Below are 23,943 nucleotides of genomic sequence, written 5' to 3' on the forward strand. Positions count from 1 at the left end.
ATACGTTATTCCGTCGCTCGATACGCCTGACTGCCACGAACAATTCCCACTACCGCGAGGAGGGCATACAGAACGGGCATATTTACGAGACCGAGATTCAGATAGCCGAGAACGGTGAACGCAAGTGCGAGAACTCCAACGGCGATCATAATGACTGAGTACGCTTTCTGAAGCTTCAAGAGCAGGAACCCACCAGCGACGGCGATTAACGAAAAGAGGCTGCTGAGAACATATGAATCGAGGTAGACGGAAACAAAAACCGCTCCGAAGAAAGCAACAACGATGAGTCCCACTCTACAGAGGTTTCTCCGTAACTCCTGATCGATCACGTTGAGAAAGTTATATTGCGAGGAGAAACAGTTTGTTCTTTTCGTAGTCTCCATCGACCGGCTATTTCAGGCGAGAATATATCTGAGAGATGGGGTTTCAGCAGAGCCGATCGACGCCATCGGTGACTCTGGGGTGAGGATCTTCAAAGCCCCAGTCGGGAGGCGGGCGCACGCTCGCTGCGCTCCTCAGTCGTTCGCTCCGCTCACTCCTTGCGGTGCTTGCGTCGCCTGCGCCCGCCTCCCGACTGCCCCTTTGAGTCCCACCCGCCCGCATCCGCACCGCAGCCTCACACCTCCCCAGCCTCGTCGCTCGCTCGGGCTCCCTGCGGTCGCCCGCTCGCGACTCCCTCGCGCGTGCAACTCGCGCCCTACGGGCGCTCGTCGGCACGCGCCACCGCACATGCATGAGTTTAAAAGCCGCCTCAAAAACGGTGAACCCGCACTACTCGCCGATATCGTCCCCCTCGCTCCCCGCGCCGTTCCGCACCTTCACCGCGACGCCGCTCTCGAAGGCCTCGGCCTCGGCGCCGGAGAGTTCCGCTCGCCCGACCGCGAACAGCGCGTCGCCCTCGTCGACGACGAGCACCTCGTCGCCGGGGCGGATCCCGTCGTCGGCCGCGGTCACGAACTTCGCGAAGGCGTTGCGCCCCTCGCGGACGAACGGCTCGCTCTCCTCGCCGACGACCATCCGGTGCCGCGGGGCCGGAAAGGCCTCGCGGAGCCGGTTCCCGCCGGCGATCCCGAGGGTGAACCGGCCGTCCGTGCCGTACGAGACGAGCCGGTCGCCCTCCGGGCTGCCGGGGTCGTCGTCCACGTCGCCGACGATCACCTGTCGGGGGCGGCCGCCGCTCGACCGCCGGAGGGTCAGCGTCTCGTCGGCGGGGAACAGCGCGTCGCCCGCGCCCGCGCCGAACTGGTAGTCGGCGCCGGTCCGCAGGTCCGCGAGGGCCGCTGCGTCGCTCATACCCCGGCTATCGCGGCCACCCGCAAAGCCGTTGCGACACGGGACGATGCGAACGGTCGAGGGAATTGCGGACCGCCGCCGACTCACCCGGACTCGTTCCCGCTCGCGGTGAAGTCAGTCGCGGTCCAGTCGGCGTCGACGCGCCCCCGGCCGCCTCGTCGTCAACCGGCCGGGGATCGCGGCGGCGGGCTCGGCGCAGAACGGGTTCACGGTCGCGCCGCTCCTTGAAAGCGGAGCCGCGAGGGGAGCCAGCACGACGGCGGACTGACCGCGACCGACCTGATCGAGACGACAAGCGTCTCGGTGACAACGGTCGCCGACCGCTCAGCACACCGGAACGGGGCCGAGGAGACGATTCGGGAGACGTAATCAGCAAAATAAAATCCGTAAGTTGGTCGGCTTCAATGCTAGAGCCGAACTAAGATCATTCATTAACATCTACTGATTTCAACAGGCTCACCGCTGTCGTTTTAAACCGTGAATGTTACTGCGAGATTTGTCAGTACCTTTACGTGGCTCTTGCCGCTACGGTTCGCTCCCGTTCTCAGACTATAGGTCGTAGCGGTACCGCCGTCATGATATATATTATAAATTTGATCTACTGTGTATCATTAAATTGGTATTTAATAGAACCAAGACCTGCAAAAATAAAAAGTAGCCCAATAAATTGTCTATTGTATGGATGTTAGAGATTACCACCATCTCGCCGAGGAGATAGCCCAGCAAGCAGATACTGAAACGCTAGAAACCTACGAAGATCGGATTCATTATTATGAAAGTAAGAATTACAGCCAAATACCGATACCAGATGACAATAAATACTATAATGTAGATGATGGGTGGATAGGAGACATCACTTTGGATCAGATTATTCATCCACATACTCATTTAATTGATATTCTAGAATTAATGGAGGATGCTCCATTTTTGCTTCTAGATGCTTTCTATGGATGCTACTTTCTTATTTATGATGGTGAATATGTAACTACCTTTGGAACTGGTCTCCCAGACGAACATAGCACCGAAAAAAAGGAAGAGTTGCTTGAGAAAATTGAAAATCAATATGGATTCTCTGAGCCAGATTTACTCACATATAATGAATTAGAAAAGCACTATCCAAAAATCACAGATGAAAAAGTAGATATTGAAAATAGATATCAGATCATAACACTCAGTCGATCACATCGACAGCTGCGTAATCTCGTCTGATGGCGATGAATCAGATGGAACTGGTCATGGAGCGTCTTCGAAGCGCTGGTGAGTGTGATCTTCAGGATGGACCGTCGCTGTCGGCGGCGCACTGCCGCCGACGCGACAGTGTCGCCACTCACGACCGCTATCTAAATCGGTGGACAGCTACCGGAAGAACCGGTTGTCGAGTGGCTGGTTCGCTGGAATGGACCTACGTACACCAAGCGCTGTCCAAGCGGCCCGCAGCACCATCTCACAGAACTCCGTGAACGACCACTGCCAGAGGCGGCGCCCCCCGTGGCGGGGCGCCGCCACGTACTTCCAGTGAAGATACCGCCAGCTGTTCTGGAGCAGCAGGCTCACCACAAACATCACCAGCCGTAGCCCAGCGTCCTGAGAACTGGTGAATGCGAGGCTCTGCTTGGCTAATCGGTAGCTCGACTCGATGCCGAAGCGCTTGCTGTAGTGTTCTCGGGCATCCCGTGGGGTGTCGATAAACGGCGCGTCAGCGGCGTAGCCGTGACGCGCCACCCCGTGTTCGTCGTATCGTCCCTGTTGGTAGACGCAGTCGATGAACACAGGGAACGTTACCTTGCCGGCGAGATCGTGTTCGATCTCGCGGCTCCAGCCGCTACTGAGTTCGTCTTGGATCGTTTCACCCCACTTGACGATCGGCATCACGTAGGCGTAGTTGTGCGTGGACAACAGCCCAAGACAGGTGCTGTTGTAGAATCCGCGATCGAGATAGACGGCCTTGACGCCGAGGTCAAGGCCGTCGAGGAGCTCGAGAAACTCACCAAGGACGTCGCTGGTGGTGTCGCCAGCGACAAGCTGGCGCACCGCCAGCGTGTACCGCTTGTTGCGTACCCGCGCGTACAGCGTCGCGTACGCGTGAAACGTCGTCGTTCCCCGTTTCGCCTGTGAGGAGTACAGCGCTTCCGTTTCGTCTTCATCGCCGTAGTAGGGGTCGAGGTGGAGGTCTGCACAGACCTCCACCGGTCGATCTGGAAGCGTCTCAAGCGTATCTCGTTGAAGTAGCGTGTCGCCAACCGCCTCAACGGAGTCAAGTTCGAACTGCTCGGTGAGATGTCCTCGGACGGTGTTGGCGTGTGGCGAGTCCTCGGTCGTTTCGCAGACGTGATTGATCGAGGTCCCGCCGGCGCTGGCGCCGGCGAGGACCTCGTACAACGTCTCTGTCGTGACCTTGACGTTCTCGTCGAGATCTATCGCAAGCTCTTCGTTGAGGCTGTTGACGACAAAATTAAGGAGGTGCTCTTCTTCTATCTCGCTGTCTGCTTCGGTAGCTTCCACACCCTTCCCAAGCAGACACTTTCACTCAAACCCGATGTGATCGACTGAACCTAATCCCGCTGTGTCAGCGCTGTCATATTCACGTCCACAAGACGGACGCGACCCCATACAGGCAGTGGCATCGCCAACTCCCGATCGAACACCGAAATGCGTGGAATGCGCATCATAAGGTGTACTACGAGGGGCCACGGCTCAACAGCGCACAGGCCGAGTGGTTCTACGGCGATAATGAGGGCACGCCACAGAGCGCACGATTCCACGATAAAAAGTCGGAATCGCCCGATGAGTCTCACGAAACGACTGAATCCGACACTAACTCGACGTCAGAGACGTCAGAGGATGATGACTCAGAAATGACATAGCTAGTCGTCGACGAGAGGCTCGGTAACTCCGGTAGCGATCAGGTCCGTCGTGGTGTCAATTCGGATCCCAACTTGGAGACAGTAAGCATCAAACACGCTCCAAGCAATGAGGACCAATATCAGATCGGGTTCGTTAGCCGAGACGCCCACGGCTGGTAGCGACTCAAAAAACAGGAACTGGCCAACGCTGGCGGCCAGTTAGACGTCAGCCCATCACCGATATCGGTATTACTCACTGATGACCAACTGCGTGATGGCCACTCGAGACCCACGGTCACGCTAATTTTTTAGAATAGTACTTTCGCCCCGCTTGCCCGAAGTATAAGTCACAGAGTCTGTAATCTTGGGGTGAGGGAGCACAGCTGAGTCGGTCTCACCGACCGAACCAGCTGTTAAAGAGTATCACACGCTCCCTCTCCCCCTGAAAAGAGCTGCCGATTTCGTGAGAATGGCCCCCGATAATCCAGAGACAGTCCGTGGCACCTGCTCATTCTGTGGCGATACAGTTACTGGCCGACACGCGATAATCGAGTATGAAACAGATAGCGGTAGACCGGGCGTGTGGGCCGAATGTCCAAGCTGTGGCGAGGTCGTTGACCCCACCCATGCTCAGTAAACAGTTCATCCAGCAGATTGTGAGACTCGATCTACCATCGACAACCCACCACGAGTGCCGTCACTGTGGATACAGCGTGGGGAAGGACGTCGATGAATGTCCACAGTGTGGCGCTGACGAGATTGCGGCCTACGACCTCGAGTAATTGCTGGAGCGCTCACAGTTGGTGGAGAAGTTTAATGCCTTATGTAGCATCCGAACGCTAACATGGCATCAATTATTACATAAGGTGTGGAGGAGCCGCCACCACCGACCTCGCTACCCAAGTATCTCGCAAAAGGCTCCCAAAGCAGGATACGGAGACGCTCCACGAGATACAGAGCTACGTTGGGGTACTCATCGAGTATCGCGACCAGCCACTCGGCACCGATGAACTTCCCGAGACAGCTGAATCCGTCAACAAGCCCGACAGTTCAGGAACTGGACCATCGTCAAAGAGAAGATCACCTGTGGCGACGACAGCTGTAAGTGCGCCAGCGGAGATCGTCAGGATATGCACGGCCCGTATCTCTACCGCTACTATCGTGAGAATGGGACGATGAAATCAGAGTACATCGGGAAGCCCGGAAGTGGGTAGTGGTGAGTCGGTCAACGTCGACTAACGAGCATCCCGGGAGAGATACGCTTTTCACTGTACGCACACTTAGACAACGGTATACGATGAACTGGGATAGTGAGCGAGAAATGGCCAAAGACGTCGAGGAGAACGAGGAACTGTACGAGGCGCTCGCAGACGACGATACCGACGACGACAAAGAGTAATCAGCGATACTCTTCAGGAAGGACCTCGCCGAAGAACTGAAGCCAGACGCGATACAGCTCGTCCGTTTCATACAATCTGTCGAGATGGATCGGAGGTATCTCTCTTCGAACGTCGTGTGACTCAGCTCGCACCCGTTTGACCCGCTCCGTCGACCATTCTCCCGGTTCGATCCCGTTGTCACGGAGCAGCTTTCGCAATGTAACGATCGCAGTACGGTGGTTCCCATCCGGGAAGAAGTGTTTCCCTACGAGCGCGTGTATCCAGAGCGCGCACTGTTCGGGAAGCGGCCGGTCAGTTGGGAACTCCTCGAGAACCCGTTCGAGATCGCCGTTTCTCACTCGCCAGATCTCCTTTCGCTGTTCAAGGAACGACTCGTCGTGTGGATTGTCGTAGTGATGGCCGTCTGCTCTCAGAAATTGTGTATTCCGGAATTTGAAGTTCTCCGGCTCGATCGACGAAAGATCCGTGATACGAGGGGCTGGATCCGTCGAGTCTCCCATTCGTTACACGCCCCAACTCATTCGATCTACATTACTTGTGGGGGAGACATGCGTATACGGTTCCTCATCAGACCCGGTCGATACTGATGAATGCCCACAGGGTAGCTCTCACGAGATTGCGACCTACGATCTCGAGTAATTGCTGAAGAGCTCACAGTTGGTAAAGCGAGTTCAACTCCTTATGTGTCACCCGAGCGCTAAAGTGGGACTAGTTGTTACATAAGGTATGGAGGAGCCGTCACCACCCACCTCGCTCCCGAAGTATCTCGCAGAGGGGCTCCCAAAACAGGATACGGAGACACTCCACGAGATACGGAACTCCGTCGAGGCGCTCATCGAGTATCGCGACCAATCGGTTGACACCGAGGAGCTTCCCGAGACTGCGGAGCCCGTCGACGAGTCCGATGGCGCAGGAAGCGGGACCGTCGTCAAAGAGAAGGTCACCTGTGGCGACGATAGCTGTAAGTGCGCCAGCGGAGACCCCGCGGATATACACGGCCCGTATCTCTATCGCTACTATCGTGAAAACGGGACGATGAAATCGGAGTACATCGGGAAGCCAGGAAGCGAGTAGGGTGGATCAGGATAGTCGGGGTTCCAACGATCCCAGTCAAATAGACAGTGCCAGTAAAACGACGTTACAGCGCTCGTGAGTCGGGTTCGACGATGCTGGCAAACGCGACGTTTGCTTGGACTTGCTCGATCTCGACCGACAGCTCATGACCTGGTTGTCCGCCGGGAACGATCACGACGTAGCCGCGTTCAACCTTCGCAATGCCGTCACCTTGATCACCAGTCGTCTCGATCGTCACATCGCGGACCTCACCCTCATTTACTGGAGGAACGTCCGATGTTGGAGTTTCCTCTTGTACAATTGATTGGGGTTGGTATTTCTGGGTCTTCTGTTCTTTCGAAGATTCCGATGTAAGGACGGCAATACGGTACGTTTCGTCGACAGCGAGCGTGTCATGTTCGACTTCATTCGACGGAATGTCCACGACATATGACCCATCACGTTCTTCGATTTGAGCACTGAACAGAGAACGAAACGAATCAGGAATTTCAGTCATCGGATGTCAATAGTGTAGGAAGCACAGAGTATCTAAATGTCCCGTATCAGAATCTTGGAGAGACGGGTACTATTGTGAATGAAGCGATCGTATCTCAGAGGGTCGGACCAGTGTCTACACACCATAGCGTCCGCTGTTCTCAGAGAGCGGCTAGACAGAACAGCGGACACGGTGGTGTGGCACCCACTAAGTGGTCGATAGCGTGAGGGAGAGAACGGCGGACACGGTGGTGTCCACCAGTAGTGTACGGCCTAGATCATCAGTGGAAGTACCTAATCTGGAGAAAGAGAACAATAGAGTGGATAGTTAGTATTGTTGAACCCTCCCCCCACAGTGTCCGCAGTTCTATGCGAACCAAGTGGGAGACTTATTTGTGCTACCTACTAATCATATAGTCTATTCTTGATACTACGGACCAATAGTAATACTATAGTGATAAATCTATCTATATTTCAGAGCCAGTATAGAGTGCTTTGATTAAAATTTCTATTAACAGCGGACATAGTGGGGGGAGGGTGTGACAGCATGATATAAATAAGAAGAGAACGGCGGACACCACGGACGGGGTGGTTTTATAATGGAAGCGATTTATTGATAGACGTACGACGATGGGAATGTTCGAGCGGGACACGGATATTTATCGTGACCGGGACGCCCTTCGTGAGGACTACCAACCCGAGCAGCTGGTCGGTCGAGACGAGGAACTCAACACATATCAGACGACCCTACAGCCAGTTATTAACGGTGAGCAACCGAACAACGTCTTTCTCTACGGTAAGACAGGTGTCGGGAAGACAGCCGCAACGAGATATCTTCTTGATCATCTTCAGTCCGATGCGGCCGCGTACGACGATATTGATCTCTCGGTGGTTATGCTCAATTGCGACGGCCTGACATCGAGCTATCAGATCGCGACCCGCTTAGTTAACGAGTTTCGGGACGACACCGATCAGATCAGCACGACCGGGTATCCACGAGCTGCCGTCTACGATATGCTCTGGAACGAGTTAGACACTAATGGGGGGACAATTCTGATCGTCCTTGACGAGGTCGATCACATCGAGGATGACTCCATCCTCTATCAGTTGCCGCGAGCTCGAGCGAATGGTAATCTTGAGACAGCCAAGACTGGGATTATTGGTATCTCGAACGACTTTTCATTTCGTGAGGACCTCTCCCCGAAGGTACGATCTTCACTGTGTGAGGAGGAGATCCACTTTCCTGCTTATGACGCCACAGAACTACAGCAGATTCTCCAGCAACGAGCCGATGTCGCGTTTCACAAGGGCGTTCTTGAGGAAGGCGTCATCCGCCTCTGCGCTGCCTATGGGGCAAAGGATGCCGGCGACGCTAGGCAATCACTCGACCTACTGATGAAAGCAGGAGATATCGCTCGCGATGACTCTGCTGAACACGTAATCGATGAACACGTTCGTCAGGGCCGGACATCACTCGAACGGGGGCGAATTCGTGAAGGAATTGGGGGCCTCACCCAGCATGGGCACCTCGTGTTGTATGCCGTGTTGACGCTCGATCGGCAGGGGAAGACTCCGGTTCGCTCGCGGGATGTTCGACCCCGATATACGAGTATGGCCGAGCGGGCAGGGATCAACCCGCTCGTTACACGCCGGATGCGTGATCATCTTAGCGAACTCATTATGCTCGGGATTCTTGATGTCACCGAGCGCAATGAGGGTCGCCGCGGTGGAACCTACCGCGAGTATTCTGTGTCAATGGACCCAGAGCTAATCATCTCTGCGATGGCTGATACTGTCGAACTCGTTGGAATCCACGAGTCGATAGAGAAGTTGCTTGAGCGGGAATCTACGTCAACCCTCCAAGACTATCAGTAGTTCTTTTCGTGTGTTGGTTTCTCCGGACATCGTGGTGTCCGTTCCGCTCGGAGGCACACTCTCGTATGGATCGGTCGGACGATAACAGCGGACAGTCCGGTGTGACGGTAGTTGCGTTCGATTGAAATATGAAGATATGACGCCTTGTTGAACGCAAGACAGCGTCGGGGTAAGATCAAATCTACACAGTATTATAGCGTTAGAGGCGCTCTTATTAAGAACCGTGAAAAGCGGCCATCTGCGTATACTGGTTTTATACTGAGGAACCAATTAACTGGTCAATATAAACCGCCAATGGCGTGAAAAACAGCTGATAGAGTTACTCACTTTCATGTGTCCTGTGTGATCCTATGCAGTCAGAGTTCGATACTCCCGATTCAATAGCGTATACTATGGAAATTCGCGGCCACAGTCTGGACAGAAGGTTTCGCCGCCATCCAACAGAGAGAGGCACTTAACGCAGAGACGATTGCTTGGACGGGTGGCGATATCCTCCAGAAAGTCCATCGCAGTCTGTGACGCAACCCCTGGCCGATAGCCGTTAGCGTACCCCGGCAGTGTTGAGGCCCATTGGACCGTTCCCTCATCATCGACTACCGCAACGTTCCCAGCGATATCGAGTTTCCCGTAGCGTTTGAACGCCTCTGACGGTGTCTGGTCGATAGTTTGGTTCAGGGCACGGTTACGTTTGAGGTCGCGCTCATAGACATCCTCAGGCCTTGAGGACCGTATTTCGCCTGGGAAGTTCGCGATCGTCCCGTGCTGCTCGTCGATCCGGTCGATCTCGACAGCGATGCCGTGCGTATCATACAGCGTTCGAAAGAGTCGTAGCGTATGGTCGTGCCATTCTCGGATCTCCGCATCAGCGTAGTAGCGGAGAATCATGTGTCCTGCTCAGTGTTTTCTGCGGCTGCGATGCGGTCCGAGAGGCTTTGGGCGAGCCACTCGTTGGCGAGTTCGCTCGCACAATCGACCATCTGTTGATGGCTCATCCCCTCGGTTTCGAATGATTTGTAAACGTGCCATTGTTCCGCGCCTGGATCAAAGACAATCACATGTGTCTTCGCTTTCATATCCAGCAGGAACGCTTCGATCGTGCTAGGAGACGATCCCGGAAAGCCCATAGCTCCGCGAACTTTTGGATTGTCGGTTTCGCCAATCTGCTTCACGATATCGTCGGTAATGGGCTGGCTCGGAAGCGACGAGAGAAACGAAGGTGTGGTTTCTAAATCATCGGTCATGCGTGGCGATTCGTGGTGAAATATCTTGAATCCGTGGACCTAGTCGTATCTTCCTGTTATATTTCACCTCCGTCACCGCAACGAAAAAGTGACTACCACCACCCGATGACGAATCTATCGATAATCTCTGTGAACAACCTTAGACATTTACTATCGCGCTCTCTCACTACGATAGCCTGTTGCATCTTCAATATCAGTTCGCACGACGTGGCTGGGTAGCCTCAATCCAAGCGGCTGAAGACAAGACGTGGCAGATTGACATCCATTTTGCTGATAGCAACGTCCGAAGTATAGCTTGATCCGCCGCTACTGATCAAGATTCAGCGACAAATCGAGCCGCCTGAGAGCGATGTCTCTCAGGCGGCGACCCTGTGTTTCCGACAGGAGATCGTCGTCAGATCAGCCGACTTGGCGAGCGTATCAGCCCTGGTTTGTCCTGACGTTTCGCCGTCAGTGAGGCTGCTACCAGTGCTACCGCAGAGAGAACAACGTGGGTTTCGACGTTGTTCTCTTTGCGGGCGCGAACGCGATCGAGGCCGGTAAAGGACTTCAGCCGGGAGAAGACGCGCTCGACACCTGCGCGCAGGTGTCGATGCATTCGTTCCTTGATCGCCTGGAAAATGTACGTCTCCTCGACACTGCCAACCTCAACGCCGTACTCGGACAGTTGTTTCTGTGGAAGTCGCTCAAGTGCGTCGTATGGACTGTCTATCTCGTCTCCGTGTTTCTTGAACAACCGCTTGATCTCCTTCTTGATCGCTTTCAGCGGCTTCGATCGGCGTGGGTTGATGACCGTCAGCAACGGGCTTGAGAGCCGTTGCTGACTCTGGTCTCTATTCGCTTGGCTGTCGAAACCAGCATCAGCCAGCACTGCCTGAATGTCCTCGAAGTCGTAGCGGTCGTCGAACTCCTCGATCAGCGGCGTGAACGCTTTACTGTCGTGCCTGCTGCCGGTCTCCATCGTGATGGCGACCGGCAGTTCGCTCGCCGCATCAACCACCAAGAACACCTTGTACCCGTAGAATTTTCCCTCGTGATAGCCCCAGCTAGCTCCTTCGACGTCGCCGTCTTCGATCTCTTCGCGGGTGTTTGCCCAGGCGGCGATGTGCGTTCCATCGATCACGATGAACTCACCAGCGTGATCGTGTTCAGCGAGTACTTCGCTACACATCGACTGAAGGCAGTCACGGAGTTCCTCGGGTTGGAGCTCATCGAAGGCACGCCAGAGGGATGTCCCGTCGGGGACATCCTCTGGCTTGGTGTAGTCGAGCGCTTCACGAAGGGAGTAATTCCGACGAATACGGCGTTCGAGAGCTTCGAACGAGTCGCCCTCGAACTGCCGCAGGACAAGTGCCGCTGCGCGTTCAGGCGGGATGGACTGAATGTCTGAAACGGCTACCGAGAGGAAGGTAGCGAGCAACTCATCGCGGTAGAGGAAGCCGTCGTCCGCCGGTTCCGGCGGACTGACGGCTGATGGCTGGTCGGTTTCGCGCTGGGAGAGCTGGGCGTCCCGTCGGGACGGCCAGCGGTGGGTGTAGACGGTTGTCTCATTGATCTCGCTAGCGTGAACCTCCTGGTCATCAGCAAGGGCAGCGAGCGCACGATAACAAGGACGCTCAAGCCGATCGTTTGCCTCAGCGGCAGTAAGTCCGGAGGGACGGTTGAATGCGAGGTGTTTGAGGGTGGCTTTGGTAGATTCCTTACGGTGGAAGACGGCGATGCCGTCATCCACCTTGGGTCGCCAGAAGCCGTCATGGGTTGATCGGTGACCAACGACGTGTTTGCTGGCGACGTAGCTACCGTGATGGTTGAGCGAGGTGTAGAAGGGGGCTTGGGAAGCTATCTGATCGATATACCACGCTGGCACCTCGGTGCCAGCGCGGAGTTGCTCCTTCGAAGCGACTTCTCCGTGGGTGCGGAGGAACTCACGAACAGCAGTTTTATGAGAAGTGGCTGTGTTCTCATTCGTGTCGGATCTGGTGCTATACATACCTTTGATCCGACTTCTAGTCTAGTTAAAGTGACTATTTTAGATGATAGTGACTGACTTGTGAGATTCCGGAGCTAATTTTGAAACCGTGCAACGGGCTATACGAATATGTCGTTTCGGGTCAGCTGGCACAATCTCCTTGAGCGGTTAGATGACCTCCCGGAAGGAGCGACGCTTCGGACACCACTCTCGAACGACCGGTTTCAGATAACTGGCGTCCAGGAACACCGCGTCATCATCAGATTCTCAGATAGCGGTGAGTCGCGACCGCTTCAAAAAGACCAGTTCGAGACACTATATCGACGTGTCTCCGACTCTACCGATGGGTTCGACCTCGATCGACTCCCACCCGATGCGGATCCATACCCGACGGTATTGAGTCTCCATCCACGATTTGAGGTGAACGACGACCGAGGTGTGATCATCGAGACCGAAGCGCCAACCACCTCATTGTTGCTGGACGAGGGCCCGTCCTCTGACCCTGCTCTAGACGAACGGACAGAACCCGATCTCGACGTCTACGCGGATGCGCTGTTGCTCGTCGACGCGCTGGAACGCCACGAGGTTACAGCGCTCGAAGGGGTCGAGACAGGGACGCTCATCGACCTGTATACCTTGCTCTCGGACGTTCAACGGAACGCCAACGACCTCCGCAAGGAAATCGCAGACACGCTCCTAGACCGACTCCATCACGACCGACCGGTCTCGGGATCGTACGGTTCAGTCCAGCGGACGGCTCGGACGAACCGCTCGCTCAAAGATGACGAGGAGGTGCTGGACACGCTCGAATCAGCCGGGATCAACCGTGATCGGGTGGTGAGCGTTGATCGCGGGAAGGTTGACGACGCCCTCGAGGTGACTGATGTCGCTGAAAGCGACGTCTACGAGATTGAAGAAACCGAGTACGTTCGGAAAGCCGAGGTGGACGAAGATCGCAAGGAGACGCGGCTCCAAGGGCTGAAAGACCAACTTGCGGCGAGCGATGCTGACGATGCCGACCAGCTTCGTGACGAAGTCGAAGAGCTCGAGTCGCGGATCGAGGAACTGACCGAATTCAAGTCTGGACAGTCGTATCACACGCGCTCGAATGCCGACCGGTGAGTCGGTTTGACGACGTGACGGGGTGAGACACGCTACGGTCGACGTCGGCCCTAACATGGGTGTTTCTCAACGGTCGAGGCAAGTCCCTCGAGGCTCTCCAGCACAGGGTAGTTTATGTGTCTGATGTGAGAACTGATGATATGAGTGACCCGGATTCTCCAACCGTCTCGGTATCTCTCTCTGGTCGCACGGATATCCCAGCAGTCTTGAATCGAGGTGGCATCGATCACGTGAGTGTCCATGATCACCGACTCCTTGCTATCTATTACACGGCAATTCTCAATGTGACAACTGGTCCGCATCAGATATCGGATACACAAACACTCGCGGTCGAATGCTGGGAGGATCCAATTCCATCTCGTGCTGATGGAAAGTCGTCACAAGATATTCTTCAGGACTTCACCGACGTGTTCGACTGAAGATAGTGTATACACTGTTCTGTGACTACTCAGTCAATGACTCGCTCGCGAGTTACAGCGATGAGTAGCCACAAGAACAGCCACGCGAACAGAAACACGACGAGGAGCCCCGTTGGAGACAGGGCTCCAAGCGGACTCATGAGGTCGGCTAACACTGGGAGGGAGAGGAGAAAAATAATTCCAGCCCCCACGCTCCCACCGAGGCACTCAACGAGTGGCCAGACTGCGGTTTCACCCGTCTCAATGTCGCTATCTGGGTGGTGGTGCGACTCTGCCCCCGCATAGCTTGGTGTGACCATACATACCACCTATCGAAAAATACATATTCGATCGTTATAAATCTGGCTCTGAAAGCATCATACAGTGAAAGGGCTCCCTAAGCTGATTTCAGCCCTGAATAAGCCGTACCGCCCTACAACTGGCAACGTGACGAGATGGACAGACAGACCACGGTCGATGTCGACCGTGACGTGGGCTCAGGATTCACTTGTCAGCGATGCCTGCTGCCTTATGTAACATTTACTGTCCCCTATTCACCGGATTTTTACATAAGGTATTGATTTACAATACCGATTGAACAAAACCGAAAAACGCCCGTTGCGGGTTTGTCGTGCTACCGAGTGGGAGAATTAGCACAATAATCTCGGCCAATCTCATAACGAGTGTTAGCGACAGAAAGAACGATTATAATGAATACACGTTAGCTGTTGGAATATGAGTGCGTCACAGGGTGAAGCCGATCTCTCGGAGGACGAACGTGCGGGTCTTGAACTGGTCCGTGAGACAGGTGGGATTCACCAGAGCGACTTTTGGAAAGAGCTAGATGTCTCTTCGCGAAAAGGGAGCCGACTAGTCGAAGCGCTTGAGAGTGCCGAGCTGATCCAGCGTGAGGAAACGGTGTACGAAGGTCAGCGGACCTACTATCTCGAACCAACAGCATCTGATCGTGACTTTTCACTGCTGATGGCGGGTGACATGCTCTCGCCATTCATTGGTGAAGAAGAGGTCGATCCGCAGGCAGACGCCTTCTCCCAATGGCTGATGAACATCACGTACGAGGAAGAGTGACTCTTTTCTCAAGGGCTTCTGGCGGCCTTTAGTCGCCAAATCTCACACTTGTATTGAGGTAGGACTCAATATCCTCAATTGGGTGCCCACCTCGGATGAACTGTTTGTAGTCCTCAAACGCGTCGTCGCGACCAGCGGGGAGGATCACGATTTCGGTCATGCTTGAGTGGAAATCATTGGTGGGGAGCAAATAGCTGGCTACAACTTCATTGACTCTGTTGAAATCCTAAGGAGCTGATAGGATTGGTGTTCGAGATACAGAGTATCCATTTAGTAGGATTTAAAATGCCTCTATCGCCTGAATTCTGTTTTCATCGAAGCACTCTGTATGATTCTTCGACTCTCTGGTTACGGGACCGTTCAGCTGAGATGATTCAGTATCTATTAACCCACTAGTCATCTGCTCTGGTCTGAATATGTTCTATCAACTCATCTCTTGTACCAGTTCCAAGGCGTGCAACCCCGCGTCGTTGATAGAGCAAAACTGTATGATCCTGTTCCAATGATTCAATATTAATTGAATTTAGAGCACTCCGAGATGTCCCGATACACCATATTGAGTTTCGCTTCGCATTTTTGACTAACCGATCCCAGTTCATCACGATTACTTCCTCGAAAGTGTCGGCTGTAAAGAGTAGGATGACTACGTCCAAGTCTTCGAGCCTAGACGAAAGGGAATCTGTAAAGCGATCCACTTCTTTTCTGAAGTCTAATGGTGGAGCTCTTTCGACTTGGCTTTCACCGCGCACGTATCCGTGATCTTCGGATAAAATATGGAGTTCGATTTCACAATAGGAAGACAGCGCATCAACAATCGTCTTAACTGAGAGAAATGATCCTCCGAAGTATTTAGAGTAGGTCTTAGCTGATTCATTCGTTGTCATTGAACCCTCGGTGAATATCGCGGCTCTCATTGCGCGTATATTTGAACCCCTTTTTTAAATCAGTTCCCGAATTTCTGGTTGTGGATCAGTGATAGAGGGATCAATAAAACATTACAACTTCTGAAATGTAACCCTGATATTCGTCCGTATAGATGCGTAGACATTGATCACGGAGAGATATATGTGGACTTATTTGCGAGCAACGGAATGAGTCGCAGAAATCGGTTTAGGTTCCTCAACAAAGAGTTGGCCAACGTTCAGATACACGCCACCTTCACTCCGTTCAATCCTGATACGAAACGCATTATCGTCTACGATCGTTCCTTGTAGGTGGAATTGTACCGCATCCATTGATCGGATTGAACGGGACTTTCGGAGTACCTGCCGCAGCACTCTGATGATCTCTCCACGTGAATCTTGTGTCGCATTATATAATAAGTCGTCCAAACCTATCACGGTAACTGGACAGTCTACGGTCTGATCTGCCTCAATTTCTCGGAAGAACTCCAATGCAGTGAGTTCATTATCTGTATCCGAAACCAGTTCAGTCACAATATTATACCCTTGGTGTAGTGTCATGGTTAGAACTGGCTAAGCCCCATATTCATCACCTGTTCATAACGGTCGTCTCCTGTCACATCAGCCATGAAATCAGCTAATTCTTCCAAGTCTTCACTCTTCCACTCCTTCAGATATTCCCTGGTGTTTTGATCCGTCTTATAGAGGTGGTAGAGGAAATGAACTTTATCAATATCCAGCAATTCATTACCTCCCTTCCCGTTATTATTTAACTTTGCCTCGATGAATGTAATTCGCTCGTCTGCTGTAACCGGATGTTTCCGATCACGGGATCCCTTCGCTAGTTTCTCGTCTTCCAAATCACCGACGTTTAGATTCTTAGCAAGAAGTTGCTTGTTGAGGTTATCATATTCTTCCGGGCCGCGCTGTAGAAATGCTGCATATGCCTTAGTAACAGAGTCAGTGCTTGCTGGGAGGTTAACTGAGCCCTCAAGAACCTGTTCAATAATGGAGTCTACTGTGTCAAGCGCTTCATCGATTCCTGCCTGATCTCCTTCAGAGTAGACTTTCGGGAAATGCCGAGAGTAGTAGTACATACACTTTCCACGAAGGATGACGCCAAGGTCGGCCTTTGAGAGATTCTCATGACGTTCTTGCTCTTTGGTAGCCATCTCCTGTAATTCGAAGAATAGATTTTGTCGAAGTTCAGTAAGTGTGATTTCTTCATCTGACTGTTCCTTATTAGCATAAATGAGGATGTCATATTCTGCGTTGTCAAGATCTGATATATGCGTACTGTTGTCTCTATCCGATTGTACAGGATATGCTCCGGTAATTGTAAATCCGCTATTGATGATGGATTCAAGAATGACTGACCACGCTTCGTTCTCGTTGTGGTGGTACGTGAATACCATTTCACCATCAGGTTTGAGAACTCTGTGACACTCAGAGAAAACGTTAGATAATGATTCGATAAAATACTCTTCGTCCTTCCCAACTTGGCTGTTTGCGACAATTTCTCGGGCTTTCGGTGAGAGCTTAGGTTCGAACTCTTCGTACTCAGATTGTAGGCACTTCTGTAACCAGACGTAGAAGTAGTCAGCTAATTCCGAGTATTGAACGTTGTCATAGTACGGTGGGTCAGTAATGACATAATCCACACTTTCATCCTCTAGATCAATTCGCTCAGATGTTTTACAGTAGAGTCCCTGGAGGGAATCCTCATCAACTGACTCATTCAGGATCTCGTGTTTAACGACCTCCCCGCTTTTTTCATTCTTAATCTTCTCAAACGGCTCGTTACAGTACTTCTTAGCGTCATTTAGCTTTCCGAAGGCGTTTCTGAGGGAACCAAGAGTTCCGTGTTCGTTGAGGGGGTTGGGTTCAACGGGTTGTGTTTTGGGGACATAGGCGTGGCGTTCGAATACATCTAGTCCCTTTTGATTTCCTACATGCCACCGACAAAGTTTACAATTGAAATTCAGCATATTGGAGGCTGTGAGAATGAGGAATTCGCGGAGGTTCTGGTCTTCGACTTCCAAAGCACGCTTGAATATTGTGCCGTGGACAGCGAGCTGACGGTCGGTAAATAATTCGCGGAAGTGCGTGTAGTTGTAATTATGGAGAGATCTCGTCTTGTCACCGTCGGGAATTTGCTGGTCCGGAATTACGAGGTCGTTCTGTTCAACCAAGGCTTCCAATTCACTGGCCTTTTCAGCGTCGGTTTTGTCGAATTCTTTGAACCGTTTTTCTCCGTGTGGATCGACATATTGTAGGGCATAGTACTCAAATTCTGGTTTCTCATTAAGTCTGTTAAGAGTCTCTTTGATGTCGTGCTTATGCCCGTTACTACAGGTGTATTTACCGTATCCACTATTCCCATCGTTCGGATCAAATGTAGTATTACAACTGGGACAAGTCTCTTCGTCTTTAACTTCTCTGTTTAATTCGATAATCCGGTTTGAGCAACTTTGATTAGGACAGTATACAGCTGCGGGAGAGTTTGACTTTTTATACCCTAGTTTGTAATTTTTGAACAATCTGACTTCTTCATTACAGGTTAGACAGGGAATTGTCTGTGTTTGGAAAGAATAGAGAATTGGAGATTCTTGTCCAGTGTTAGGATCTATGGTGATGAAATAGTCCCTGAGTTCGCTTTTCACATCCGATATAAGGGATTCAAATTCTTTCTCAAGTTTCTCTGTATTAACTTCGTCAATTGATTTCTTTGTAATAAACCACGCAACCGGGTTAAGTTCGTATCCGATTGTCTCAGCTCCAAGACGATTTAATTCGACGTGCGTAACTCCGCCACCCGTGAATGGATCAAGGATGGTGGTATCGCTATCAATCTTCTCACTATCTGTGTTTAGATATAGTCCATCATGGTTCCCTGAATCACGTTCTTGGATGATATCGGTGTTTGTCACAGAATCGTCTGTGAGAGCCGCAAGACCAAGGATCCTAAACGTTGAACCGGGACGGCGTGCCCACCATTTGTGTAAGGAGTAAACCGGACGGTATACGTCGCGGCGGTAGGATTCTTTCTCAGCCAATTTGTCCATCATGTCTAACGGTAATTTATCCCAGGTTTCTGTCATAGTTAGTTACCTCCAGTCGTATCGATCTGTAGTACTGGCGTTATACACTCGGGAAGACTGAGACCCCCGTGCATGATTTTCTTTGTCGCCCCGCGTTTCGTCCATTTGTGATGTCCTCTCACGACGTAGTGGCCGCCTGCTCTTTTAATAATATTAGCATTCTCAAGCACCCGATATGCCTGTCCGTTCCCGATTTCACGGAACCGACTACTGAATTTGCTTGATAACGAGGATTCCTCTTCATCAGATAAGGAGTATGGGGAGTTCCCGAGGTGATTCACGTAGCCGTGATCGCTCGTAATGAGAAACTCAGAGTGGACACTTTCCTGAATTACGTCTTCAAGAAGACTCTTCACACCTTCGTAAATCTCCTCTACTTCCTCCATAGAGTAATTCCCTTTCAGAGCACCTTCGAGTCGCTGATCTGGGTGGCGCGTCCACACGAATGCCGGATCTGTACTCGGGAGCTGTGGGACATCTCGATCGCCGATAAAGCGGAAGTTATCCCGTGACACTGCTGATGGACTCTGTGCGTCGAACCATTCACGGCAAATGAACTGTGTTTCACTTGGCAACCCCTCGATCGGGGCCCACGTGAACGAGATGTCCCAATCATGTTCAGACTGGAGCTCCTGTTCTAATCGGAACCCTTCACGGAAACTAAGAGCGTCCATGATCACCCCACACCCATTTTCGATTGATGTTATAGGGTGATCTCCCATCGCATTAATGAGCTCATCGTAGAGATCAGGGTATAGCTTCGTCAATTCGTATTCTAATAACCGAGTCTGGTACTCTGATTCAGCAAGGTTCCGATCGCTAAGTGCGTCCTCATTCCCCCAAATCCGTCTAAGACACTCAAATACCCCGTCAAGAATGTCCTCTTCGTGGAGGAGGGCATTAAATTCCTCTTCGGCGTATAATTCATTACTCATTCTTGTCCACCTGCATTTTGACCGAGAGTGATGCCTTCTTAGGGACATTTAGGTCCCACAGTAGGGCTAGGAACGAACTGTGATCCAAGGGTTCGTCCGGGGTAATCTCGAACGTTTCGTCAAGGCTCACCCGCTTATCCAGAGCGTCGGCGTTGATCCCGTATTCACCAAGGTCATCGCTGGTGAGCACCCCCTCAATCGTGATTGTCGCTTCATGGATATCCCACCCCTGTGTCTCTCGTTCAATTTGATCGATCAGATCTGGTTTATTATCCGCGTCAATCGTCCCCATGACCGGATAGGGACGAATTTTCGGGCCCTCGGGTTTCTCAAGTCCAAACTCGTCTAAGAGTTGATCAACAGTCGCGCCTTCAACCGACACTTCCCCTTCGACAACGCCTGAAGCATCAAATTCGAACCCACATTCACATGATGTGCTTTTCAGCTCTTCTCCGCACTGCGGGCAGCTGAACGCTGTCTTTGGCGTGGCAGTTTTCCCGCTGCCGGAAGTCTCAGTCTCTGTCATAGTCCCACCTGAGGTCGTCGTCTCAGAGCTACCCTCGATGTCGCTGCCAGAAGTGTCTACGGTGATCGTATTGGTTTCTTCTTCGTCTTTTTCGTTGTCATCTTTGCTGACGTACTGCTGATGAACAAGGTTTGTGTCGTTTCCAAGGCTCCGGACTCGTTCTTCGAAGTACCCACCAACTTTAATCACACCACCTTGACAAAGCGACTTGATTGCTTCCTCCAACTCTGACTCTTCTGTAAGCGTTGCGTGTGTAGTCTCTCGGTAGAAGTCATTACGGAGATGTTCATACTGTATCCCACTCGCACCTTCGTCTTTCACCGCATTCTTGACCTCTGATCGAAGTTGACTGGGATCCGGTTTGACGACGCTAACCGTTGCGTCGTAGAAGTCAACGCCTGGACCAGTGGGCAGGGCCTGGGGGAATAGCCCACGTTCTGTCGATGTGTGAACGGTTCCGAACTTGTCTTTGACGCGATCTCGGAGGTTCTGGTAGTTCTGGTCGTGGATTTCTTCGAACCCTTCGGGTAGGACCTCTTCCTCCCTTTTGAGTTGTTCCCCCGCCACGACTTTTCGGGCGAGTTGCCGAATACCTGTGTTCGAGTCGATGCCTGCGAGTTTTTCGGGGGTAACCAACACGAGTGTGTTGTTGAACTCACGGTTCTGACCGGTGGTGAGCTCTTCAAACACTTCGTCGTAATTCTGCTTAGCTGCGAGTGAAACGACGATTTTGAACGTCTTGTTGTCCGGAATATCCTGTTCGGTGTTCACCGGATCGAGTATGTACACGTTGTTTCGGCCATCGAACAGGTCTTCCTGAATCAGAGACTCTGTCCGATGGATGGCATCATGCTTGTGGATATCCTCGGCTTTCTTTTCGATGCGAGCTGCAGGGTTTTCCTCAACATCGAACGCGTATTCACCATTGATTCGGTGGATGTGCCACGCATGTCCGTAGACGTCTTCGGTGAATGTTTGGATGATGCGGTGTGCGTTGATTCCTTTCCGCATGACACCCATCAGCATCTCACGTTTGTTTGCGCCTTCTTCGCCGGCACGTGCGAGGCTGTGTAGGAGGGTGATGTTAATTAGTTCCTCAATGAACTCATCGAATGTCCCGTCGGATTTTTGAAGGCGGTTGTAGTCGTTGATGTACTTCCCGACCAGTTCGTTATCGATATACTGGAACCGATCAGTGTACTTGTGGACATCAACGTTCCCGGTGAGGATGAGGTCTGTCTCGGAGTAGTTGTCGCTGAGGATTTCTGTGAGGAATCGTAGAAGCCCACGGGCGTCCGAGCTGGTGCGTTGCTCGGAGTACTTCTCCATTAGGAGTTCTAAGGTGAGCGGATGGAACGGGTAGTACCGTTCAATCCGTCTTTCCATGTCGTGGTAATCCTCCAGTTCGATCTGATCATTCTGCCGGTAGACATCTGTGTATTCCTTCGCAAGTGAAGACACGCCGTCTACATCTGTTACCTCTCCAATAAGTCGGTGGAGAATAAATTCGATTTTCTCGTCTCGTCGGGACCCGAGATCGTGTGTGAACGGGTTGGTTCGCTGCGTAATGGCTTGGACGTCTTCGTTTTCGTAGAGGAGGGACACGAAGACGCTGAGTCGGGTGTCGTCGCGCCCTGCGGCTTCGAGGAGGTTCTGAAGGAATGCGAGGTTATCATCCCGGTAGTCCTCTCGTTCCATCATCCCGTACCAGCGTTCGAACTCGTCAAGAAGGACGAGGGCTGGTTCGCCGTCCAGCGTGTCGCGGATTTGATGAACTGTGGGGAGGTCTGTTCCACCGACCCATTCGTCGATGCCGAGGTAATCGCCGACAGCTTCGGAGAGACGGTTGTAGTCTTTTTCCAGATTGAACATCTGGAGTGCGGCCGTCTTCGTTTGAGTGGGGATATCTGCGTCAATTCCTTGCTGGTCAACCCATGCTTGGCCGAGTTCCGGCGAGTTGAAAAGGTGGTAAATGACAAGCTCAATGTGGCTTTTCCCGCTTCCGTAGCCACCGCCGACGATCTGTCCCCCCTCGGAGAAGTCAGCGTCACCGTTTAGATTCCGCGCGGTGTTTCTGATGATTGTAGAGAGCGTGTCTGTTGGGTACGTGATTTCCAGGATACGTTCTGCGTCCTGTTCTGGGGACTCACGATCATCGTAGAGATTGTAGAGACTGACTTCGTCCAGTAACCCGGTAGAGTCAATCGTCCCGTCATCTCGAAGGATTTCATCGCTCGGGGTAATTCGTGCGGAGATGGGCGTGTCTGTCATTCTTTGATTTTCTCCATCAAATCATTCTTGTCATCGATCCAGTCAGCACATTCGAGGAGATGGGCGATCGCTTCATCGTAGGTAAGCCCATCTTCGGCTTTGTAGCGTCGAAGATCGTCTCGTGTTAGCTTCTTAACGCTGATTGATGTCTCGCCGTCCGTCATATTAACTGATTGTTACCACGAACGCGTTATATAGGTTCGGTGGATAGATGATTCTTATAATTTCTATAGAAATATAGATCTGTGCGTTAAACATCCGGTGAGAGATCGCGTTAGGTATCTCGGAGCCATTCACTCATCAGCAGAGTCCTCGATCCTGTATCGATCTAAGTTGTCCATTACCCGGTTGATACTTCGGGGAGACACACAGTCGCTTCGCAGCCTTCCACTGTGAGATATTCTCTTTTTAAACGCATTGAGAGAACCGTGCGAATCTCATCCATCTGGTCACTTGAGACTAACTCACCATCGTCTTATTCAAACCTCAACGGTGGCCGACCGGCACGACCAGTTTCCGGTAGTAAACTTCGGATGTCCCGAATATCAACTCGGCGTTGTAGCTCCAGCCCGACATCATTGAGTCCATTTAGTATTTTTAAAACTGTATCTACAGTCTCACGATTAATCTCAATTCCTTGCGAGATGATATGGACAGTCACGTCCGCATCAACGGCGTTCTTAACGCGGTCAGCGATCAATCCAAGTGAGTCACCCAGTACAGTAAAATCATCATCAATGTTATAAAAATTCTAAATTAATTCGATTGATAAATCCGTTTAGATATACCGCTCCGTGACCGATACGCGCTCTGTATTCATCACGGCCCTAAAAACGTGTCCGCGATTGGGGATATAAACATAGCCACCACTCCTTTTCGAAAGTTCACTTTTCGCGTTTCTATACAATCGTGAACTTGGGGTGTATACTACCGAAGTCGCAACTACGCGCTTGAACAGCCCTATCCAAACGTTTCAGTTCCGGTCCGATCGGGTGCCTTTTTAGGTGATACCGTCGTAGCCGAATACGTGGAAAGCCGGTATCTCCACCCCTAGGCAGGGTCTGTCCGGCTTTTCCACGCAAGCCCGTTCGATGAGTGACGACAACGACCAGTCGGATTCAGATTCTGACAGCGACGAGGACGAACAAACCCCACTCGACCGGATACGTGAGCTGAAGCTGACGCTGGAGGCGATCAGGACAGCCGCGAAGCTCGTCGAGATGTTGAAGTAGTGGAGTACGCCAGTTAGCCGGCGTCTCCACCCCTAGGCGATTGAGATTACCAACGGTATAGTATTAAACGATTTGGCTTGTATCCTCGGAGATTCGGCCTCTCTCGTACAACCTACGCGCTTCTGTACCACTTCAGGTTTCCACACAAGCCCGAAGCGCCACAAACAATTAGTAAGCCGGCTGATGTTCTGAGAGTAT

Annotated in this window: 23 protein-coding genes and 2 pseudogenes; 10 read left to right on the forward strand and 15 right to left on the reverse strand. The window is 52.0% G+C overall.

Annotation, left to right across the window (positions count from 1 at the left end; all coding sequences use genetic code 11):
* Positions 1–5: 5 nt before the first annotated feature.
* Positions 6–329, reverse strand: a complete 324-nt coding sequence (locus EDM04_RS02120; RefSeq protein ID WP_206424406.1) for a hypothetical protein — start codon at positions 327–329, stop codon at positions 6–8.
* 442 nt (positions 330–771) lie between these two features.
* Positions 772–1,293, reverse strand: a complete 522-nt coding sequence (locus EDM04_RS02125; RefSeq protein WP_123619523.1) for a PUA domain-containing protein — start codon at positions 1,291–1,293, stop codon at positions 772–774.
* Positions 1,294–1,429: 136 nt separating this feature from the next.
* On the opposite strand from EDM04_RS02125, the pseudogene EDM04_RS18740 reads away from it, so the two are divergent.
* Both EDM04_RS18740 and EDM04_RS02135 read left to right on the forward strand, forming a co-directional pair.
* Positions 1,430–1,662 (forward strand): annotated as a pseudogene (locus EDM04_RS18740) (acetaldehyde dehydrogenase); the annotation flags it as partial.
* Between the two features lie 309 nt (positions 1,663–1,971).
* Positions 1,972–2,502, forward strand: coding sequence for a hypothetical protein (locus EDM04_RS02135; RefSeq protein WP_123619524.1), 531 nt, complete (start codon positions 1,972–1,974; stop codon positions 2,500–2,502).
* A gap of 147 nt (positions 2,503–2,649) precedes the next feature.
* Here the strand turns inward: EDM04_RS02135 and EDM04_RS02145 are convergent, their stop codons facing one another.
* The gene (locus EDM04_RS02145; protein ID WP_123619196.1) at positions 2,650–3,795 is read right to left on the reverse strand and encodes an ISH3 family transposase; all 1,146 of its coding nucleotides are present in this window, start codon (positions 3,793–3,795) and stop codon (positions 2,650–2,652) included.
* 967 nt (positions 3,796–4,762) lie between these two features.
* Between EDM04_RS02145 and EDM04_RS18370 the strand changes: the two genes are divergently transcribed.
* Both EDM04_RS18370 and EDM04_RS18745 read left to right on the forward strand, forming a co-directional pair.
* Positions 4,763–4,918: a hypothetical protein gene (locus EDM04_RS18370; protein ID WP_164471060.1), complete on the forward strand. Its 156-nt coding sequence runs from the start codon at positions 4,763–4,765 to the stop codon at positions 4,916–4,918.
* 86 nt (positions 4,919–5,004) lie between these two features.
* Positions 5,005–5,350, forward strand: a pseudogene (locus tag EDM04_RS18745) (DUF6788 family protein).
* Between the two features lie 185 nt (positions 5,351–5,535).
* Here the strand turns inward: EDM04_RS18745 and EDM04_RS02155 are convergent.
* Positions 5,536–6,036 carry a hypothetical protein gene (locus tag EDM04_RS02155; protein WP_007992836.1) on the reverse strand — a complete coding sequence of 167 codons (501 nt, stop codon included), beginning with the start codon at positions 6,034–6,036 and terminating at the stop codon, positions 5,536–5,538.
* Between the two features lie 226 nt (positions 6,037–6,262).
* Here EDM04_RS02155 and EDM04_RS02160 point away from each other — a divergent pair, with 226 nt between their 5' ends.
* Entirely contained in the window at positions 6,263–6,610 is a 348-nt protein-coding gene (locus EDM04_RS02160) for a DUF6788 family protein (protein WP_123619525.1), read from the forward strand.
* A 64-nt stretch (positions 6,611–6,674) separates the two neighbouring features.
* Here EDM04_RS02160 and EDM04_RS02165 read toward each other — a convergent pair whose 3' ends face one another.
* The gene (locus tag EDM04_RS02165) at positions 6,675–7,106 is read right to left on the reverse strand and encodes a TRAM domain-containing protein (protein WP_123619526.1); all 432 of its coding nucleotides are present in this window, start codon (positions 7,104–7,106) and stop codon (positions 6,675–6,677) included.
* A 608-nt stretch (positions 7,107–7,714) separates the two neighbouring features.
* Here EDM04_RS02165 and EDM04_RS02170 point away from each other — a divergent pair.
* Complete coding sequence (locus tag EDM04_RS02170) at positions 7,715–8,959, forward strand: orc1/cdc6 family replication initiation protein (protein ID WP_123619527.1); 1,245 nt, start codon at positions 7,715–7,717, stop codon at positions 8,957–8,959.
* 390 nt (positions 8,960–9,349) lie between these two features.
* On the opposite strand, the gene EDM04_RS02175 is transcribed toward EDM04_RS02170, so the two are convergent.
* From EDM04_RS02175 to EDM04_RS02185, 3 genes are all read right to left on the reverse strand, one after another.
* Complete coding sequence (locus EDM04_RS02175) at positions 9,350–9,844, reverse strand: zinc ribbon domain-containing protein (protein WP_094519344.1); 495 nt, start codon at positions 9,842–9,844, stop codon at positions 9,350–9,352.
* Positions 9,841–10,200 (reverse strand): hypothetical protein, encoded by a 360-nt coding sequence (locus EDM04_RS02180; RefSeq protein WP_123619528.1) that lies wholly within the window; start codon positions 10,198–10,200, stop codon positions 9,841–9,843. Before EDM04_RS02180 ends, EDM04_RS02175 begins: the two co-directional genes overlap by 4 nt.
* A 394-nt stretch (positions 10,201–10,594) precedes the next feature.
* Positions 10,595–12,190, reverse strand: a complete 1,596-nt coding sequence (locus EDM04_RS02185) for a transposase (protein ID WP_123619529.1) — start codon at positions 12,188–12,190, stop codon at positions 10,595–10,597.
* Between the two features lie 108 nt (positions 12,191–12,298).
* On the opposite strand from EDM04_RS02185, the gene EDM04_RS02190 reads away from it, so the two are divergent.
* Both EDM04_RS02190 and EDM04_RS02195 read left to right on the forward strand, forming a co-directional pair.
* Entirely contained in the window at positions 12,299–13,291 is a 993-nt protein-coding gene (locus EDM04_RS02190; protein ID WP_123619530.1) for a hypothetical protein, read from the forward strand.
* A gap of 140 nt (positions 13,292–13,431) precedes the next feature.
* Entirely contained in the window at positions 13,432–13,710 is a 279-nt protein-coding gene (locus EDM04_RS02195) for a hypothetical protein (RefSeq protein WP_123619531.1), read from the forward strand.
* Positions 13,711–13,739: 29 nt separating this feature from the next.
* On the opposite strand, the gene EDM04_RS18375 is transcribed toward EDM04_RS02195, so the two are convergent.
* Positions 13,740–14,009 carry a hypothetical protein gene (locus EDM04_RS18375; protein ID WP_164471061.1) on the reverse strand — a complete coding sequence of 90 codons (270 nt, stop codon included), beginning with the start codon at positions 14,007–14,009 and terminating at the stop codon, positions 13,740–13,742.
* Between the two features lie 415 nt (positions 14,010–14,424).
* Here EDM04_RS18375 and EDM04_RS02200 point away from each other — a divergent pair, with 415 nt between their 5' ends.
* Positions 14,425–14,778 (forward strand): MarR family transcriptional regulator, encoded by a 354-nt coding sequence (locus EDM04_RS02200; protein ID WP_123619532.1) that lies wholly within the window; start codon positions 14,425–14,427, stop codon positions 14,776–14,778.
* 28 nt (positions 14,779–14,806) lie between these two features.
* Here EDM04_RS02200 and EDM04_RS18910 read toward each other — a convergent pair whose 3' ends face one another.
* The 6 genes from EDM04_RS18910 to EDM04_RS18380 form a co-directional block, all read right to left on the reverse strand.
* Complete coding sequence (locus tag EDM04_RS18910) at positions 14,807–14,938, reverse strand: hypothetical protein (protein WP_277424134.1); 132 nt, start codon at positions 14,936–14,938, stop codon at positions 14,807–14,809.
* Positions 14,939–15,170: 232 nt separating this feature from the next.
* The gene (locus EDM04_RS02210) at positions 15,171–15,692 is read right to left on the reverse strand and encodes a hypothetical protein (RefSeq protein ID WP_123619533.1); all 522 of its coding nucleotides are present in this window, start codon (positions 15,690–15,692) and stop codon (positions 15,171–15,173) included.
* A gap of 551 nt (positions 15,693–16,243) precedes the next feature.
* Positions 16,244–18,781 carry a DUF1156 domain-containing protein gene (locus tag EDM04_RS02215; protein WP_123619534.1) on the reverse strand — a complete coding sequence of 846 codons (2,538 nt, stop codon included), beginning with the start codon at positions 18,779–18,781 and terminating at the stop codon, positions 16,244–16,246.
* 2 nt (positions 18,782–18,783) lie between these two features.
* Positions 18,784–19,716 carry a hypothetical protein gene (locus EDM04_RS02220; protein WP_123619535.1) on the reverse strand — a complete coding sequence of 311 codons (933 nt, stop codon included), beginning with the start codon at positions 19,714–19,716 and terminating at the stop codon, positions 18,784–18,786.
* A complete protein-coding gene (locus tag EDM04_RS02225; protein WP_123619536.1) occupies positions 19,709–22,513 on the reverse strand; it encodes a DUF499 domain-containing protein in 2,805 nt (934 codons plus the stop codon). The genes EDM04_RS02220 and EDM04_RS02225 overlap by 8 nt, the downstream gene beginning before the upstream one ends.
* On the reverse strand, positions 22,510–22,677 hold the full coding sequence (locus tag EDM04_RS18380; protein WP_164471062.1) for a hypothetical protein: 168 nt from the start codon (positions 22,675–22,677) through the stop codon (positions 22,510–22,512). Before EDM04_RS18380 ends, EDM04_RS02225 begins: the two co-directional genes overlap by 4 nt.
* 927 nt (positions 22,678–23,604) lie before the next feature.
* Between EDM04_RS18380 and EDM04_RS18385 the strand changes: the two genes are divergently transcribed.
* Positions 23,605–23,745 carry a hypothetical protein gene (locus EDM04_RS18385; protein ID WP_164471063.1) on the forward strand — a complete coding sequence of 47 codons (141 nt, stop codon included), beginning with the start codon at positions 23,605–23,607 and terminating at the stop codon, positions 23,743–23,745.
* Positions 23,746–23,943: the final 198 nt, after the last annotated feature.

Source organism: Halorubrum sp. CSM-61 (assembly GCF_003781945.1).
Classification (GTDB): Archaea; Halobacteriota; Halobacteria; order Halobacteriales; family Haloferacaceae; genus Halorubrum.

What these genes read in the sequence shown, in the direction of transcription:
- EDM04_RS02125 (WP_123619523.1), bottom strand. Translation starts at nt 1,293, where the DNA reads ATGAGCGACGCAGCGGCCCTCGCGGACCTGCGGACCGGCGCCGACTAC.
- EDM04_RS02135 (WP_123619524.1), top strand. Translation starts at nt 1,972, where the DNA reads ATGGATGTTAGAGATTACCACCATCTCGCCGAGGAGATAGCCCAGCAA.
- EDM04_RS18370 (WP_164471060.1), top strand. Translation starts at nt 4,763, where the DNA reads ATGCTCAGTAAACAGTTCATCCAGCAGATTGTGAGACTCGATCTACCA.
- EDM04_RS02155 (WP_007992836.1), bottom strand. Translation starts at nt 6,036, where the DNA reads ATGGGAGACTCGACGGATCCAGCCCCTCGTATCACGGATCTTTCGTCG.
- EDM04_RS02160 (WP_123619525.1), top strand. Translation starts at nt 6,263, where the DNA reads ATGGAGGAGCCGTCACCACCCACCTCGCTCCCGAAGTATCTCGCAGAG.
- EDM04_RS02165 (WP_123619526.1), bottom strand. Translation starts at nt 7,106, where the DNA reads ATGACTGAAATTCCTGATTCGTTTCGTTCTCTGTTCAGTGCTCAAATC.
- EDM04_RS02170 (WP_123619527.1), top strand. Translation starts at nt 7,715, where the DNA reads ATGGGAATGTTCGAGCGGGACACGGATATTTATCGTGACCGGGACGCC.
- EDM04_RS02175 (WP_094519344.1), bottom strand. Translation starts at nt 9,844, where the DNA reads ATGATTCTCCGCTACTACGCTGATGCGGAGATCCGAGAATGGCACGAC.
- EDM04_RS02180 (WP_123619528.1), bottom strand. Translation starts at nt 10,200, where the DNA reads ATGACCGATGATTTAGAAACCACACCTTCGTTTCTCTCGTCGCTTCCG.
- EDM04_RS02185 (WP_123619529.1), bottom strand. Translation starts at nt 12,190, where the DNA reads ATGTATAGCACCAGATCCGACACGAATGAGAACACAGCCACTTCTCAT.
- EDM04_RS02190 (WP_123619530.1), top strand. Translation starts at nt 12,299, where the DNA reads ATGTCGTTTCGGGTCAGCTGGCACAATCTCCTTGAGCGGTTAGATGAC.
- EDM04_RS02195 (WP_123619531.1), top strand. Translation starts at nt 13,432, where the DNA reads ATGAGTGACCCGGATTCTCCAACCGTCTCGGTATCTCTCTCTGGTCGC.
- EDM04_RS18375 (WP_164471061.1), bottom strand. Translation starts at nt 14,009, where the DNA reads ATGGTCACACCAAGCTATGCGGGGGCAGAGTCGCACCACCACCCAGAT.
- EDM04_RS02200 (WP_123619532.1), top strand. Translation starts at nt 14,425, where the DNA reads ATGAGTGCGTCACAGGGTGAAGCCGATCTCTCGGAGGACGAACGTGCG.
- EDM04_RS18910 (WP_277424134.1), bottom strand. Translation starts at nt 14,938, where the DNA reads ATGACCGAAATCGTGATCCTCCCCGCTGGTCGCGACGACGCGTTTGAG.
- EDM04_RS02210 (WP_123619533.1), bottom strand. Translation starts at nt 15,692, where the DNA reads ATGAGAGCCGCGATATTCACCGAGGGTTCAATGACAACGAATGAATCA.
- EDM04_RS02215 (WP_123619534.1), bottom strand. Translation starts at nt 18,781, where the DNA reads ATGACAGAAACCTGGGATAAATTACCGTTAGACATGATGGACAAATTG.
- EDM04_RS02220 (WP_123619535.1), bottom strand. Translation starts at nt 19,716, where the DNA reads ATGAGTAATGAATTATACGCCGAAGAGGAATTTAATGCCCTCCTCCAC.
- EDM04_RS02225 (WP_123619536.1), bottom strand. Translation starts at nt 22,513, where the DNA reads ATGACAGACACGCCCATCTCCGCACGAATTACCCCGAGCGATGAAATC.
- EDM04_RS18380 (WP_164471062.1), bottom strand. Translation starts at nt 22,677, where the DNA reads ATGACGGACGGCGAGACATCAATCAGCGTTAAGAAGCTAACACGAGAC.
- EDM04_RS18385 (WP_164471063.1), top strand. Translation starts at nt 23,605, where the DNA reads ATGAGTGACGACAACGACCAGTCGGATTCAGATTCTGACAGCGACGAG.